This window comes from Sulfitobacter sp. (assembly GCF_036961165.1).
In the GTDB taxonomy this organism is placed as follows: Bacteria; Pseudomonadota; Alphaproteobacteria; order Rhodobacterales; family Rhodobacteraceae; genus Sulfitobacter.
In genome coordinates, this window is record NZ_JBALVJ010000075.1 from 1 (window position 1) to 14,968 (window position 14,968).

The following is a 14,968-nucleotide window of genomic DNA, read 5'->3' on the forward strand; positions in this document are numbered from 1 at the left end:
GTTCGGGTTGGATACATCTTAGCACGCTGTCCAATTTTGCCGGACCACTTCAGGGGAAGTCCTGGAAAGCTTTGTCACAAAGCGCCGTGATCGCAAGGCAACATTGAAATTTCTCAGGAAAACAATGAAACGTCATGGTCGACCACATATCTTTGTCACCGATAAGCTACGTTCCTACGGCGCGGCGATGAAGGTCATCGGCAATGTCGACAAACAGGAAACGGGCCGTTGGCTCAACAATCGAGCCGAAAACTCACACCAGCCATTTAGACGAAGAGAGCGGGCCATGCTTCGCTTCAGGCGAATGCAAACTTTACAGAAATTCGTCGCCGTACACGGCTCAGTCCACAACCATTTCAACGCGGAGCGCCACCTCTACAGCCGATCAAATTTCAAGCTGAACCGTGCCGCTGCTCTGGCCGAGTGGCGCGGCCTCTGCGCAGCCTAACAGATTGAGATCGCTGGAGAACAGAGACTGGTTCGCATTCGTCTGACAGCACCCACGCCAATGCTAAGGTTAAATATTCTGCATCGGTCAGCCGAAATTCCTAAAGTTTACTCTAGCAGATCGGTTTAATCTGACAATGCCCAGGCATGATATGCCCATTGATGATCGGAGCAATCCCATTAAAGAAGGGCCTAAGCAAACAGAATGAGTAACAGACCGGTTTGAAAAATTGTCGCGCTTGTTTTAAGAATGTGCTCCACAAAACGGGAGGATTACCGTTTGATGTCGTTGTCTGGCAAACACCGTACTTGATGGACATCAACACCTTCCTCAGCCAAATACTCAAACTTCAAACGAATGCAGAAATGGCAGGTTCTACATGAAGCGTTTTTTACTTATGGTTCCTTTTCTTGTTGTTGGAGCTTCGGTTGAAGCCCAAAGTGTAGGGGAGCTTTTGTTCAAGAAGAATTGCGTCTCCTGCCATGGTGTCACTGGCCAAGGCGACGGCCCACTTTCAGCGCGTTTGGGGACAGCACCGGCAGACCTGACACAGATTGCCGCAAGACGGGATGGCGTCTGGCCGATGCTTGAGGTCATGTCGATTCTGGATGGTTATCTAAAAGCCTCCAACCCGCGCGAGGACATGCCCATTTTCGAAGGTTTTCTCGACGACAACATGGTTGAATTTGATACTGGAAACGGTTTGCCCACCTTAGTGCCGATTAAGCTGGTTGAGATAGCAAATTACCTAGAATCCTTACAAGATCCGCGACCAACACGGTATGTACCCTGACGATGAGAAGAAGCTTTCGATCCACTGTCCGGCAGAGCATTGCGCAGCGCGGTCGTATGCACATCCAGATCTTTAGCCGCTTTCGCTACACTGACACCGCGAGCCGTCACAAGCTGTGCTGCCTCGCGCTTATGTTTTTTGGTGGGTATTGCGGAACACCCTTGCGACGGCAAGCTGGATCTCGCATATAATTAGGGTGATGAATTTTTCAAAGTTCTTAAACATGCTGTTGCCTGCGGCCTTCGCAGTGCTTCTTGTTGCATTTCCGTCCATCACGGATGCCGAAACAAAGCATCGTACTATTGTTGTCAGAGAACGTAACAGCGCCGAACTGCTGGATGGGGCCTTTGTCTTTAAGGTCTTGAAGTTGAGAGGCTACACCATCGAAGTGAAGTTCCTTGGCCAGAAACAGTCTCTCAAGATTGGTGAATCCCTTTCGTCGCCAAACGGAGATTGCAACGTTACCTTTGATGAGATTGCGACGGAAACCCGGTTGGCGCGGTTTAGCACAGATTGCCCATAATTGACGGGGCGGCGCCCCGGCTGAATCTGTCCTTTGCAGGCACCATTTTCATCGCGCAGGCACTTTGAGATAGGCATCGACAAGGCTCAGGATTGAGCAGGCAATGGGAAATCATGTTTGATTTCAAAAAGAATTCGTTCAACTTTACTAGGTGTTCCGACCCTTTCTCCTATTGCTACACTTAGAAATGGGAACCGATTACATAGGAGGAATGAGGGCGTTGCCCTTGACATCTATGAAAAGATCGAATGACACTTGCGCATGATATGTATGAGCGAACCAGATTTCAGCCGAGTGTCAGATGGGCTGTATCTGGATGTTCTTGCTGGAATCTTAATGGGGGATTATCCGCCGCAAAGCAGGTTACCGCCCGAAACTAGTCTCGCCCGTGATTATGGGGTTTCACGCACCATTGTGCGCTCAGCGCTGGAGCAATTGAAGAACCAAGGCTTGGTGCAATCGCGTCAAGGGTCCGGCACAGTTGTTGCCTCCTTTGATCCAAAGGCGCTTGCAAAACTTAATCGGGACGCTCAGTTGCCAGCGCTGAAGGACTGCTATGCATGCCGACTGGCAATAGAGCCGTCGATTGCCGGATGCCTTGCTGGAAATCTGACAGAAGAGGTATCCGCATTCCTACACAATCAACGCGCCATCTTGGATGCAGCGGAAGAAGGGAATCCAAATCAAAATTCTGCAGAAGATGCAGAGTTTCACATTCAGCTGGCATGGTTTTCGCGCAATCGGTTTTTCATCGCCACCATGAATACGTTGCGCCCTCATATGCTGTTTGCAATGAACATCTCTAAAATGCTGACCAACCGCGCACAACAGCGGCACTACGATCTTTCTCAGGAAGAGCATTTAGACATCATCAATTCCATTCTGACCAAGGACCCACAGATCGCGCAAGACGCGATGCGCGCACATATCCACAAGGGACGAGAGCGGATTTTTCATGGTTACGCAGAATCCGCTGGCAGATAAGACCTGATTGGCACCGCACCAGTAACCGTGTCCACTCCGGCTTAAGGCTTCAGATCGTGGTAGTTGGCATTTCAACCCCTCGATCAAAATTTGTTTTCAGAAACAAATAGCCAGACGCGAAGACGTCGTTAAACTGTCCACTAAGGCAATTAAAAGTGGCAATGATAGGGAGTGAGAAAGACATGGCGATGAAAATGAAATTTTTAATGGGACTGCTGACATCAACCTGTTTGACGTTGGGGGCCGTTTCAGGCGCTCAGGCGGCAGACATTGAATTGGTGCCATATGTCACCGGAATCAATACGCCGCTTGCGATGGTGCAGCCTGCTGGGGATGCCCGTAAATTTGTAATCGAGCAATTTGGCCGCGTGCGCATGATTGACGCGGACGGAAATCTATCACCACAGCCGGTTTTGGATATTCGCAACAAGATTGTTACGCAGTTCCATGACTTTGATGAGCGCGGATTGCTGGGCCTGACGTTCCACCCTGACTTTGCAACCAATGGCAAGTTCTACGTGGCTTACTCCGCCCCGATCAACACCCAAGGCGACTTGGGTCAACTGTTCTGGTGGGATCACTCCAACGTGGTCGAAGAATACACGATGTCTGCCGACGATCCGAACGTGGCAAACCCGAACTCGGGCCGCATCATCCACTCCATGAGCTGGCCACAGTTCAACCATAACGGTCACTGGATTGATTTTGGTCCTGACGGCATGCTGTATATCTCTACTGGTGATGGCGGTTATGCGAACGACTGGGGCATTGGTCACAACGTGACCGAAGGCAACGGCCAGGACCTAAGTGTTGAGCACGGCAAGATCCTGCGGATCGACGTTAACAGCACCGACGGCGACCAGAACTATGCGATTCCGGCCGACAACCCGTTTGTCGACAACGATGAAGCGGCACCGGAAATCTATGCCTACGGTTTGCGCAACCCTTGGCGCTGTTCGTTCGATATGGCCGACGGTCGTCTGTTTTGTGGCGACGTGCAGCAAAACAGCTTTGAAGAGATCGACATCATCACAGCGGGCGGAAACTACGGCTGGCGTGTGAAGGAAGCAACCCATTGCTTTGATTACCAAGCACCTGATAACCACCCTGCGTCTTGCGAAGCCGAAGGCATGATCGACCCGATCTTGGAGTACAAGAACTGCACCGCGCAGCCTGATGGCTGTCTGGGTATCTCCAACACGGGTGGCTATGTGTATCGTGGCAGCAACGAAGCCTGGGCTGGTAAGTACATCTTTGGTGACTGGTCTAAAGGGTTTGCTGCAATGGACGGTCAGATTTTCATCGGGACAGAGGCCGCTGATGGCACCTGGTCCATGGAAACTGCCAAGATCACCAACATGGATGGCAATACACCTTACATCCTGGCCTTTGCTCAGGACGCTGCGGGTGAAGTCTATGCGCTGACCTCTGTAACAACCGGTCCAAACGGTACTTTGGATACGATCTACCACATCAAGCCAGCTAACTAATCGGCTTGATTTAAAACGGGGCGTCGCAGGCTTGCCAGCTTGCGGCGTCTTTGATTGACTGGGGTCTTATCGGCCCATACTTAGGAAGATAGGAAAAACATGCTGAAACTTGTGTCGTTGATCGCCGCTCTTGGATTGTTCATATCAGCAGGTGCCGCGTCGGCACAGAACGCCGAAGCCGGAGCAGCCGTGTTCAAAAAGTGTAAGGCCTGTCACCAGATTGGTCCTAACGCCGAAAACAAATTGGGGCCCACGCTAAACGATTTGGTTGGCCGGGCAGCTGGTTCTGTTGAAGACTTCAAATACGGTGACAGTATTCTGGCTGCAGGTGAAAAAGGGTTGGTCTGGTCGACGGAAGAGCTGGCCAACTATCTCGAAGACCCCACCAAATACATGCGCGCCTATCTCGACGATAATAGCGCCCGCTCGGCGATGTCTTTCAAGCTCAAGAAAGAGCAAGACAGGCTGGATGTTGTGGCCTATCTGACAACTGCGGTGACCGCAGAGGCGGCAGATACTACAGCACCCGAAACACCCGCTGAAACCCGCACGATCGATGAAATTATCGCCGATCAAGTCTTTACAGCGGAGTTTTTGGAAGACCCGGCAAACTTTGCAGCCGGTAAGGATGTCTGGTTTGCCCAATGCACACATTGTCACGGTTACAAGGCCTATCCCGGCAAAGCACCCAAGCTGAAGCCCGCCAAATATAAACCGGAGTTTGTCTTTAAACGGGTCTACAAAGGGTTCAAAAAGATGCCCGCATGGAATGAGGTCTATACCATCGACGAAGTCCGTCAGGTTGTTGCCTACATCAAGGGACAGGGCTTCGCGCCCTGAATTCTAAATCCCCGACTGGCGGTTTAAAAAGGGTCGCACCAAAAGCCACAAAAGCAATGGTGCGACCGCACAGAGAAAAAGCGTCGGCAAGGCGTAGTCAGCGCCAAAATGACCTAATGCCGCAAAGGTAAAGCCAAGAGGGATAGCCCCGCAGGCCAGCGCCCCCAGATAACCTGCAAATCGCATGCCGGTCAGACCGGCCAGAAACGAAACCGTTTCTGGAAAAATGGGTAACCAGCGTGATCCCGCTACCAGCCATCCGCCCCAGCGCTCAAACAACTGGCGCGCCTGCGCAAGGCCTTCTGCCCCCGCCAGCCGTTCCGCTCTTGCGGGTCCGATCAACCGGCAGATACCATAGCCCAGTAGGCCCGCGATCACAGCCCCCAAAGCTGAAATCGCACCGCCCAACAATGGCCCGTAGATGATACCCAAAGCACCCATCACAGCGGATGAGGGCACCGGTAATACGATATCAGAGGCGATCAGCCCAATCCCCGCAACCCATGCCCAATTGCCAAAGCTTTGCATCCAGCCTGCAGCGCCAAGCCGTGTCAGGTCTTGTTCCAGCTGCCCGCCCCAAATCAGGAAAGGCACAAAGCTGAGTGCGACCAAAGCAAAAACGATGAGCAGCAAACGGAACATGCTATTCGATGATCATCTGCCCGGCGCGACGCTCCCCTGGCGCTTCGATTTTGGGTTCCCGTCCACCGCGCAGGATAGAGTTACCCTCAAACAGCGTGCGCTGATCAATGGGGGATGGGTTCAGCCAATCTTGTTCATTCATCTGCCCCGACTGCCCATAGGCATCCAGCGCGTTCTGGTAACAGACCTTGTGCACGGTTTCTTGCGGGATCCCGCTTTCCAGTGCCAGCTTGGCGGTTTTCGCCACGCCCAAACAATCCGATATGCCCCAGTCGCAGGCACTGTCCACGATGATACGTTCACCACCGTATTGTTTGAGCAGTTCAACCATGCGCACATTGCCCATCTTGGTAGAGGGATAGATCGAAAACCCCGCCCAGTAGCCGCGCTGTAATGTCTCGGCCACGGTTTCTTCGTTGTTGTGATCAATGATCACCATGGAGGGGTCCACACCCATTTCCTCACAAACATCCATCGACCGAGAGGTGCCGCGTTTCTTGTCGCGGTGTGGGGTGTGCACCATCACAGGCAGGTGCAATTCCTTGGCCAGATCTAACTGCAGTCGGAAGTATTTGTCCTCCAGCGGGGTTTGCTCATCATAGCCAATTTCACCAATCGCCACGACGCCTTCCTTGAGCGCAAAGCGGGGCAGCCACTCCATGACACCTTCGGCAAGTTCCTCGTTGTTGGCTTCCTTGGAGTTCAGCCCAACTGTGCAGTAATGCCGGATGCCAAACTGGCTGGCGCGGAAGCGTTCCCAACCGACAATGGTGGAAAGGTAATCCACATAGGTGCCGACATAGGTGCGTGGCTGGCCAATCCAGAATGCAGGTTCAATCATCGCCACAACACCGGCGTTGGCCATCGCCTCATAATCATCGGTCGTGCGGCTAATCATATGGGCATGGGGGTCAATCAGCATCATGACAGTGCCTCCTCAGTTAGGTGTCCATCGCTGATTGCTTTGGAAAGTTGGTCGGCAATGGCAGGATCGGTGCGGAAGGGCTTGACAGGTATCCAAAGCTCCGGAGTGACGGGGCGGCCGGCCGCCCAGCGTTCCTGCGCATAATCCACTAAGATCCGCGCCAGTTCGGGGTTGGCACGGTCTTTCAACCCGACAATGGGGGACAAGGTACTGTCCACAAAAAGCGCTTTCAGGATCATGTGGTTCCAGCGGTGCTCATCGAAATGGTCGCGAGGATAGGGGTTGTGATGCGCAATCGCCTCAAACACCGCGCGAATGTTTGAACGCAGGCCCTCACCCACTTCAAAATGCAGCTTTTCAGGGTCCGGATATAACGGCAGGCCCCGATAGAGCGCAATCATTTCAGCTACATCTGCCGTGCGCCGCAAATCTTTGAACCTTTCCGAAAAGGGTCTGTTGCCTGCGGTTGCCAGCAAGGCCGCGACACGTGCGGCCCCATCAACGCTCCACCCCGAAGGGTTCCAGCCGGGATGTGCGGCATCCGCAGCTGCCAGATCCTCAGCACTTAACGCCAGATCGGCTTTGCCCAGCTTGCGCGGCGCATAACCCAGAAAGACATGCAGGTCTTTTTCGGGCGATCCTTCTGCAATTGTGTCTAATGAGGATATCACCCAATTCGCTTGATCCGGACATTGCGTGAGGACCCAGCGTTTCAGCAGTTCTGATGGTGATTCTGACATGTATCTCTCCCCGACCATCTTTGATCCATCTTAACCGGACAACCGCTCTCAACACCAGCACAACTGCCCGCGCACTCAATGATTGTTAAGTCGACATCCAGCATCTACATTGAGGGTTCATTGTTGGGGTACGATATGGGACTCATACGGGTAGCACTGGTTTTGGCATTGCTTTTCGGCGCGATGCGCGCGGATGCGGCTGATCTGCGGCTTATGGTTGAGGGACTGACCGCGCCCATCGGGATCGCTGATCCGGATGATGGAACCGGTCGCCTATTCGTACAGGAACAGCAAGGCATAATTCAGGTGTTGGAGCCTTCGGGCAATCTTGGGGTACCTTTGCTGGACTTGCGGGAAAAGTTGTTAGAGCTGGAAGACGGGTTTGAGGAACGCGGACTTTTGGGGTTTGCACTGCATCCAGATTTTGCCCGCAATGGCCGGGTCTATGCCAGCTATTCCGCGCCTTTGCGCCCTACGGCCCCTGAGGGGTGGAACTATACCCGTAAGATATCTGAGTTCACCCTCGCGCCGGGTGTCAATACAATTGAGCCCAGCTCAGAGCGCGTTTTGATCGCGCTGGATTGGCCCAGCCGCAAACACAATGGCGGCGGGCTGGCCTTTGGGCCGGACGGGTATCTGTATCTTGGCATCGGCGATGGCGGCGGTGCGCACGGGGTGGGGCCGCAGGTGATCTGGTCAGCCTTTGATGTGCCCGAAAACCAACTCTATTGGGACCGTCTGGCGCAGGATGTAACCTCTCTGTTTGGTTCAATTTTACGCATCGATGTGGATCAGGGGTTTCCCGGATACGGCATTCCGCCCACCAATCCCTTTGTTGGCAAACCGGGTCGCGATGAGATTTACGCTTGGGGGTTTCGAAACCCATACCGGCTTGGCGTTGACCAACAGACCGGCGCAATCCTTGTGACCGCAATAGCGGAAACGCTTTGGGAATCTGTCTATCTGATCGATGCGCCAGGCAACTTTGGCTGGCCCCTGCGCGAAGGCACCCATTGCGTAGATCGCACCAAACCGCGCGACCCGCCGCAGGCCTGCAGCCGCCTTGGGCCAAACGGCTATCGGATCAAAGACCCGGTGGTCGAATACCCCAACATGCAGGTCATGGACCCGGCAACCAAGGTGGATGCGGTTGGCGTTGGTACCGCCGTTGTCGGCGCGCGCTTCTATCGGGGGACGGCACTGCCCGAACTGACGGGCAAGCTGATCTTTGCAGACTGGAGCGCGGATTTCCGCACTCCTTCCGGGCAATTGTTTCTGGCAAGCCCTGCACAAGGCTATGGCGATCTGTGGCCCTTTGAGCGACTTGAGCTTCTGGAAACCCGGATCATCAGCCTCGACGCTGATGCAAGCGGCGAACTCTATATCCTGACCAATGACGCTCTGGGCCCTTTTGGGACAACCGGTAAAGTCTTCAAACTTGTCCCGTAACGCGCAAGGATCACCCATGCAGAGAACCCTCGTCATTCTTGTTGTTGGCCTTGCGCCCCATTTGGTTGGCAAGCACACACCACACCTTGCCAAACTTGCCAAGCGCGGTGGTCTGCGCCCGCTGAACACGGTGACTCCGGCGGTAACTTGCACGGCACAATCAACGCTCGTGACGGGCCTGTTGCCGTCGGGTCATGGCATTGTGGGCAATGGCTGGTTCTTTCGAGATTTATCAGAGGTGCTGTTGTGGCGTCAGCCCAACCAATTGGTCCATGGCGAGAAGATCTGGGATGCGGGCAAGCTACGCAATCCTGAATTCACCTGCGCCAAGATGTTCTGGTGGTACAACATGTATTCCACCGCCGATTGGTCCGCGACACCGCGTCCGATGTATCCCGCAGATGGGCGCAAGATACCCGATCACTATGCCTATCCCCCGGAATTACATGATGAACTCGATGCAAAGCTGGGCCAATTTCCCCTGTTCAAATTCTGGGGACCGTTGGCGGATATCACCTCTTCCGACTGGATCACAAAATCGACACTGCACGTGATGGAGACGCGCACCCCCACCCTCACGCTCACTTATCTTCCGCATCTGGATTACAACCTGCAACGCCTTGGCCCTGATTTGGACCACCCTCGTTTGCAAAAAGACCTGCGCGAGATTGATGACCTCTGCGGCGAATTGATTGAGCACGCCGACCAAACCGGACAGCGCGTGATTGTGGTTTCTGAATACGGGATCACTAAAGCCACGGACGCGGTGCACATCAACCGCGCCCTGCGTGAGGCGGGGCTGATCGCTGTGCGGCCAGAGGAACATGGACGCGAAATTCTGGATACCGGCGCCAGCGAAGCTTTTGCCATGGCGGATCACCAGATCGCACATATCTACGTTAAGAACCCTGACCGTGTGGCTGAAGTTGCCAAGGTGGTCGCATCACTGGATGGTGTCGAAAGCGTTTGGGGCGAGGACGGCAAACGGGCAAACGGCCTCGATCACCCCCGCTCGGGAGAGCTGGTTGCGGTCAGCGAGGCGGATCGCTGGTTCAGCTATTACTACTGGCTGGACGATGACAAAGCGCCAGATTTTGCCCGCACCGTCGATATCCACCGCAAGCCGGGGTATGATCCGGTTGAGCTGTTTGTGGACCCGGCCATCAAGTATCCAAAACTTGCAGCAGGGCTAAAGCTGGCCAAGCGCAAGTTGGGGCAGCGTCAGTTGCTCGACATCATCTCGCTGAAAGACACGCAATTGGTGCAAGGCACCCATGGCCGCATCACCGATGATCCCAATTTTGGCCCGCTGGTAATTTCCTCAGAACCTGGTCTGTTGCCGGAGGCCGCTGTTGATGCCACCGACTTCAAAGCGCTGGTGCTGGATCACATTTTCACCTGAGCGATCAGGTGCCGGAAACGATCCGCTGCAAAGCCAGCGTCAGGGCAAAACCGGCAACCGCAAGCAACGCCAAAGCTGCCTGTCCCTGTCCGGCAATCAGCACCGCGTCATATAGGCAGATACCCGCAATCATTGTGACCACCGCGCGGGGCACATCCCCCTTGTTGCGACGAAACAGCAGGCGCAGAGCGATAAACACAACAACGCCCAACCCAACCCAGATCAGTAAAGCAACTGTGCTCCCGATGGCCTGTGACAGCGCGTAGATCATTGGGATTGCCAGTACCACCAAAGGCCATGCGTTGTCCAACCGGTCATAGGCCTCTTGCTTGGCCGCATAGGTCAGACCGACAATATAGGCCAGCAGCCCCAAGGCGCCAAAGATCACCGAGCCTGTTACTTTGGCTACGGCAAAGGCCGCCAGAACATAGCAAAAAAACCGCGTGGCTCCCATGATGATCGGGCTGAGGACAGTGCGTTTGTGCAGCCAGTCATACAGGATCACCGCAATGGCCAGCGCGACCCCCGCAAGACCCGCCATGGCCCCAAAGGTAAAGGCCAGCACCACGCCCAGCATCAACATACCATAGCCAACCGCAAAGACAGTGGTAACAGCGATCTCCCCCATGGGAATGGGCCGGTTCTTGCGTTCTTGCGCATCGATCTCGGCATCAAAGGCATCGTTCAGCCACATCCCGCCGGTGTAAAACAGCGTCAAAGCAATGCCGATGATCAGGATTGCCCCGAACGATGGCTGTCCGGCCAAGACGGCCCCGGCCACGGCGTTGGTCCAGACCGTTGGCAGGTTCGATACCCGCCCCAGTTTGAGAAATGTTTGCAAGCTCATGTCAGTTGCTCCTGCACCCAGCGCAGCTCTCGCTGAATGTCCTTGTCCATTGTCGTACTGCGCAACTGTGCAGGCAGCACGTCCCAAGTATAGGTCTCAATCTCCAGATGGGGCGAGATGGGGTCGGCTTTGTGCAGCGCCAGAATCTCTTCCAGAAAATCTCTGGTTGATGAAAATGCACCAAGCGTGTCGATGAACACCGGCACATGAAAATGCACACGCCATTCTTCGCCGTCGGTGTCCGCCCCCAGGGCCAACGCCTCTGGCAGATCAACGTGGAAGATCATGCCTTTTGAGGTGCGCCGGATTACCTGATGCAGGTAGGTCGGTTCATCGAAAAACGCGAGTGCTGTGCGTTGTTCAGCCCCCATTGATGGGACACGTAAGGCGGCACTCAGCTGTAGCTTGTGCACCGGAATGCCTGCCGCCCGCAAAGCGGCTATACTACCTGCGGGGTCTTCGTATTCAACGGCTGCGTGGCAGACATCATAGCACAGCCCGATATGGCGCGGCAGGGCTGCTGCGGCATCCGCCTTGCTAAGCCCGGTCAGCTCTGAAATCCGGGCGACGGCCGCGTCGCTAAACAGAAAATCAGTGAAGAAATCGACCGTCTCTGCGATGGTCTCAAGGATGCAATAGGGCTCTGGCTCAATCGCCAAAGCGACGGTGACACCTGTGCGTCCCTGCAAGCCAATCACATGCGCGACACTTTGCAGATAGTTCTCTGCCATAGCGTCCATCGCACCAGTCGCCAAAGGCTTGATCGTGCCGGGCACGGTAGACAGGCTGATAATCTCGCCCTTTGGGGCGATTTCGGCCATGAGGTCTGCCAATGTGTTGGTATACCGCACCCGTTCAGCACTGCGCCAATCGGGTTGATAGACCTCTTCCTTGACCCGTGTGCCGTGAAATTGGCCATAGGGAAATCCGTTGACGGTGATCCCATGAAAGTCATGCTGTTCCATCAGGGTTTTCAACGCCTGACGTTTCGCCGGGTCCGCCAGTTCAGCCAATGCCTCACCGGAAAACCGCAACCCAATTGCAAAAGGAGCATCCGGGCTGACGGCAGCCTTAACAGCGGAAACAGGTCCTTCAAGTGCGGCGCGCACATCTGCCCATGTCTGGGTGGCGTGAATGTTGAGGCAATAGGTCAGATGACCCAAATCATTGGGTAACTTCATTCTGAACGCGCCCGCGCCTTAAGCCAGTTCAGCGAGCTTTCTACCAAGGTCGCATCCATTTCGTTCACTTCCACACCAACACCAAGGTCGCGTAGAAGCGTGATCGTTAGGGCACCGCCCAAATGCTCCTGAAACTCATCAAGCCCAACCAGCAGTGACAACCGTCCTGACGCATCCCGGCTTTCAAGCGCTGAATGCCAGATCCGTAGGCCGAGCGTTTCCAGCAAGACAACAATCCGCTCATCCTGCCCCTCGGGCAGCAGCCCTGCCAACACCGAATAACGCGCGTCCAGCGCGATGCCCATGGCAACGGCCTCTCCGTGGCGGACGTGGTGATTGGTGAGCGCCTCAAGCTTGTGCGCTGACCAATGGCCAAAATCTAGCGGTCTTGCGGACCCCATCTCAAAGGGATCCCCGCCATGAGCAATCTGGCGCATGTGCAACTGCGCGGATCGGCGCACCATGAATTCCTCAGCCTTGGGTTCAAACGTGGCCAGCGCATCGGCGTTTTCTTCCAGCCACAGGTAAAATCCCGGGTCCCGGATCAACGCAACTTTGACAGCTTCAGACAGGCCCGCAATCCGCTCTCGGGTAGGCAGGTGCGCCAGAAAATCGAAATCATTCAGGACCGCCCAAGGGGGGGCAAAGGTGCCGATGTAATTCTTGATGCCTTTGAAGTTGACTGCGTTCTTGACCCCGACACCGCTGTCATTCTGCGACAGAATGGTTGTTGGGATACGGATGTGGCGCACGCCCCGATGTGAGGTAGCCGCGGCAAGCCCGGCGGCATCCAGTACTGCCCCCCCGCCAATGGCAATCACATAGGAATGGCGATCAATCGCGCGTGTATGAATCGCGTTTTGCATGCATTCGACATGGGCCAAATCCTTCTTTACGATCTCGCCCCCAGGAACCTGCATGGGGGGCCCTATCATCTCTAAACGATCGGAATGGGCGTCAAAATACGTCCCGATGATCTTTTCCAGACCCAGATGCGCCAAACCCTCGTCGATGATAAAGAAACACCGATGCCGCTTATCTGTTTCCTCTCCCGCCACAACATCTGCGAACAATGACTTCGCGGGGTCGAACAGCCCACGCACAAAAGCAACAGGATATTGAAATGGAACGGAAAACTTCTGCCAGAAGACATCATCACGCTCTTCGTTTTGCATAGTCGGGACAGCCTCTAGTTCCATAGCATTCTTCTCCCATACCCTACCATCCTGAAGTGCTTGACCTCTGGGCACACTGAAGCTTAGGTGGAGATCTGAGTAAACTCAAGCCCAACTGAAAAGAGTCTGCCATGCGCATTGTTTCCGGAATCTTCTGTCTCATAATGCTCCTATTTGCAGCTGTGCAATTTAATGACCCGGACGTACTGCATTGGGCATTGATCTATGGGATCGTTGCACTTTTCTGTGGCTTGGCAGCCTTTCGCCCCGCACTGATTTTGGAAGGTTGGGGGCGTCGCCTGTTGGTTATGTGTCTTGCTTTGGGTGCAATTGGGGTGGTCTGGTATTTCCCCAAGACCCCCGGTTTTTGGCAAACAGAGGTTTGGTGGGTCACTGAAACCGCGCGTGAAGGCATGGGCATGATGGTGGCCTTTGCGGCTTTGTTGGTCGCTTGGTTCACAGCAAGAAACTACGCGAAAAAAGAGTAACTGACTGCACCGTATCCGCAAGCGGCTCGTTGCGGTGCAGAGTTTCGGCTGATATTTAGGCCGCTCGGAAAAAAATCAGTCCTTACGTGGCTGGGCACTGTCAGAAGAAAACTGGTTGAGGCGAGCAGGGAGGTTTTGTAGCTTCGTCGGATGACAAAACCCTCCCCCTTTTGCGACTTCAAGACGAGCCCAGAGATCATCCGTCATGATGTATGTTCGGTTTCCGCTTTCGCTTAGGAACGTGGAAGATATATTGCATGAACGCGGTATCGACATCAGCCACGAAACGGTTCGATTTTGGTGGAACAGATTTGGGCCGCTGTTTGCAGCAGAGATCCGCAAGAAAAGGGTCAGCCAGATGCGCGCATATTCAAATTGGCAGTGGCACTTGGACGAGGTGTTCGTGAAGATTAACGGCGAGACCCACTACCTTTGGCGGGCTGTGGATGACGAAGGGGAAGTCCTGGAAAGCTTCGTTACAAAGCGCCGGGATCGCAAGGCAGCATTGAACTTCCTAAGAAAAACCATGAAACGCCATGGTCGCCCACATATCTTCGTCACCGACAAGTTACGTTCCTACAGCGCGGCAATGAAGTTCATCGGTAATGTGGACAAACAGGAAACCGGCCGCTGGATCAACAATAGAGCCGAGAATTCACACCAGCCATTTAGACGAAGAGAACGCGCCATGCTACGCTTCAGGCTGATGCGAAGTTTACAGAAATTCGCTGCCGTCCACGCCTCAGTCCACAACCATTTCAACCAGGAGCGCCATCTCTACAACCGATCAAACTTCAAGCTGAACCGTGCCGCTGCTCTGGCCGAGTGGCGCGGCCTCTGCGCGGTCTGACAGATCGAGGTTGCTGAAGAACTGAGACTGGTTCGCATTTGTCTGACAGCACCCCATAAAGCGATGGCGTGGCAGGATGTGCCAGCTTTCTATGCAGATTTGAAGACGCGCAATGCGATGGCAGCAAAGGCGTTGATGTTTGAAGTGGTCCGGCAAAATTGGACAGCGTGCTAAGATGTATCCAACCCGAA

15 protein-coding genes and 1 pseudogene are annotated in these 14,968 nt (G+C 54.4%); 10 read left to right on the top strand and 6 right to left on the bottom strand.

Annotated elements, in window-relative coordinates; all coding sequences use genetic code 11:
- Positions 1 to 52: 52 nt before the first annotated feature.
- The 6 genes and pseudogenes from V7730_RS19145 to V7730_RS19170 all read left to right on the top strand — a co-directional run.
- A pseudogene (locus V7730_RS19145) lies at positions 53 to 448 on the top strand (DDE-type integrase/transposase/recombinase); the annotation flags it as partial.
- 379 nt (positions 449 to 827) lie between these two features.
- The gene (locus V7730_RS19150) at positions 828 to 1,241 is read left to right on the top strand and encodes a c-type cytochrome (protein ID WP_335749184.1); all 414 of its coding nucleotides are present in this window, start codon (positions 828 to 830) and stop codon (positions 1,239 to 1,241) included.
- Positions 1,242 to 1,440: 199 nt separating this feature from the next.
- On the top strand, positions 1,441 to 1,764 hold the full coding sequence (locus V7730_RS19155; RefSeq protein ID WP_335749185.1) for a hypothetical protein: 324 nt from the start codon (positions 1,441 to 1,443) through the stop codon (positions 1,762 to 1,764).
- Positions 1,765 to 2,034: 270 nt separating this feature from the next.
- Positions 2,035 to 2,748 carry a FadR/GntR family transcriptional regulator gene (locus V7730_RS19160; RefSeq protein ID WP_335749186.1) on the top strand — a complete coding sequence of 238 codons (714 nt, stop codon included), beginning with the start codon at positions 2,035 to 2,037 and terminating at the stop codon, positions 2,746 to 2,748.
- Positions 2,749 to 2,942: 194 nt separating this feature from the next.
- Positions 2,943 to 4,238, top strand: coding sequence for a PQQ-dependent sugar dehydrogenase (locus V7730_RS19165; protein ID WP_335749187.1), 1,296 nt, complete (start codon positions 2,943 to 2,945; stop codon positions 4,236 to 4,238).
- Positions 4,239 to 4,337: 99 nt separating this feature from the next.
- The gene (locus V7730_RS19170; RefSeq protein ID WP_335749188.1) at positions 4,338 to 5,078 is read left to right on the top strand and encodes a c-type cytochrome; all 741 of its coding nucleotides are present in this window, start codon (positions 4,338 to 4,340) and stop codon (positions 5,076 to 5,078) included.
- A 3-nt stretch (positions 5,079 to 5,081) separates the two neighbouring features.
- Here the strand turns inward: V7730_RS19170 and V7730_RS19175 are convergent, their stop codons facing one another.
- From V7730_RS19175 to V7730_RS19185, 3 genes are read right to left on the bottom strand one after another with little or no spacing between them, the layout of a single operon-like run.
- Positions 5,082 to 5,720, bottom strand: coding sequence for a TVP38/TMEM64 family protein (locus V7730_RS19175; protein ID WP_335749189.1), 639 nt, complete (start codon positions 5,718 to 5,720; stop codon positions 5,082 to 5,084).
- A 1-nt stretch (position 5,721) separates the two neighbouring features.
- Complete coding sequence (locus V7730_RS19180) at positions 5,722 to 6,645, bottom strand: TatD family hydrolase (protein WP_335749190.1); 924 nt, start codon at positions 6,643 to 6,645, stop codon at positions 5,722 to 5,724.
- Entirely contained in the window at positions 6,642 to 7,385 is a 744-nt protein-coding gene (locus V7730_RS19185; protein WP_335749191.1) for an EboA domain-containing protein, read from the bottom strand. Before V7730_RS19185 ends, V7730_RS19180 begins: the two co-directional genes overlap by 4 nt.
- Positions 7,386 to 7,520: 135 nt before the next feature.
- On the opposite strand from V7730_RS19185, the gene V7730_RS19190 reads away from it, so the two are divergent.
- Both V7730_RS19190 and V7730_RS19195 read left to right on the top strand, forming a co-directional pair.
- Complete coding sequence (locus V7730_RS19190; RefSeq protein ID WP_335749192.1) at positions 7,521 to 8,834, top strand: PQQ-dependent sugar dehydrogenase; 1,314 nt, start codon at positions 7,521 to 7,523, stop codon at positions 8,832 to 8,834.
- A gap of 16 nt (positions 8,835 to 8,850) precedes the next feature.
- Positions 8,851 to 10,236: an alkaline phosphatase family protein gene (locus tag V7730_RS19195; RefSeq protein ID WP_335749193.1), complete on the top strand. Its 1,386-nt coding sequence runs from the start codon at positions 8,851 to 8,853 to the stop codon at positions 10,234 to 10,236.
- Positions 10,237 to 10,240: 4 nt separating this feature from the next.
- Here the strand turns inward: V7730_RS19195 and V7730_RS19200 are convergent, their stop codons facing one another.
- From V7730_RS19200 to V7730_RS19210, 3 genes are read right to left on the bottom strand one after another with little or no spacing between them, the layout of a single operon-like run.
- Entirely contained in the window at positions 10,241 to 11,083 is an 843-nt protein-coding gene (locus V7730_RS19200) for a UbiA family prenyltransferase (protein WP_335749194.1), read from the bottom strand.
- The gene (gene eboE, locus V7730_RS19205) at positions 11,080 to 12,264 is read right to left on the bottom strand and encodes a metabolite traffic protein EboE (protein ID WP_335749195.1); all 1,185 of its coding nucleotides are present in this window, start codon (positions 12,262 to 12,264) and stop codon (positions 11,080 to 11,082) included. Before eboE ends, V7730_RS19200 begins: the two co-directional genes overlap by 4 nt.
- Positions 12,261 to 13,463: a 3-dehydroquinate synthase gene (locus V7730_RS19210; protein WP_335749196.1), complete on the bottom strand. Its 1,203-nt coding sequence runs from the start codon at positions 13,461 to 13,463 to the stop codon at positions 12,261 to 12,263. Before V7730_RS19210 ends, eboE begins: the two co-directional genes overlap by 4 nt.
- Before the next feature lie 140 nt (positions 13,464 to 13,603).
- Here V7730_RS19210 and V7730_RS19215 point away from each other — a divergent pair, with 140 nt between their 5' ends.
- On the top strand, positions 13,604 to 13,927 hold the full coding sequence (locus tag V7730_RS19215) for a transmembrane 220 family protein (RefSeq protein ID WP_335749197.1): 324 nt from the start codon (positions 13,604 to 13,606) through the stop codon (positions 13,925 to 13,927).
- Positions 13,928 to 14,132: 205 nt separating this feature from the next.
- A complete protein-coding gene (locus tag V7730_RS19220; protein WP_443070252.1) occupies positions 14,133 to 14,777 on the top strand; it encodes an IS6 family transposase in 645 nt (214 codons plus the stop codon).
- Positions 14,778 to 14,968 lie beyond the last annotated feature (191 nt).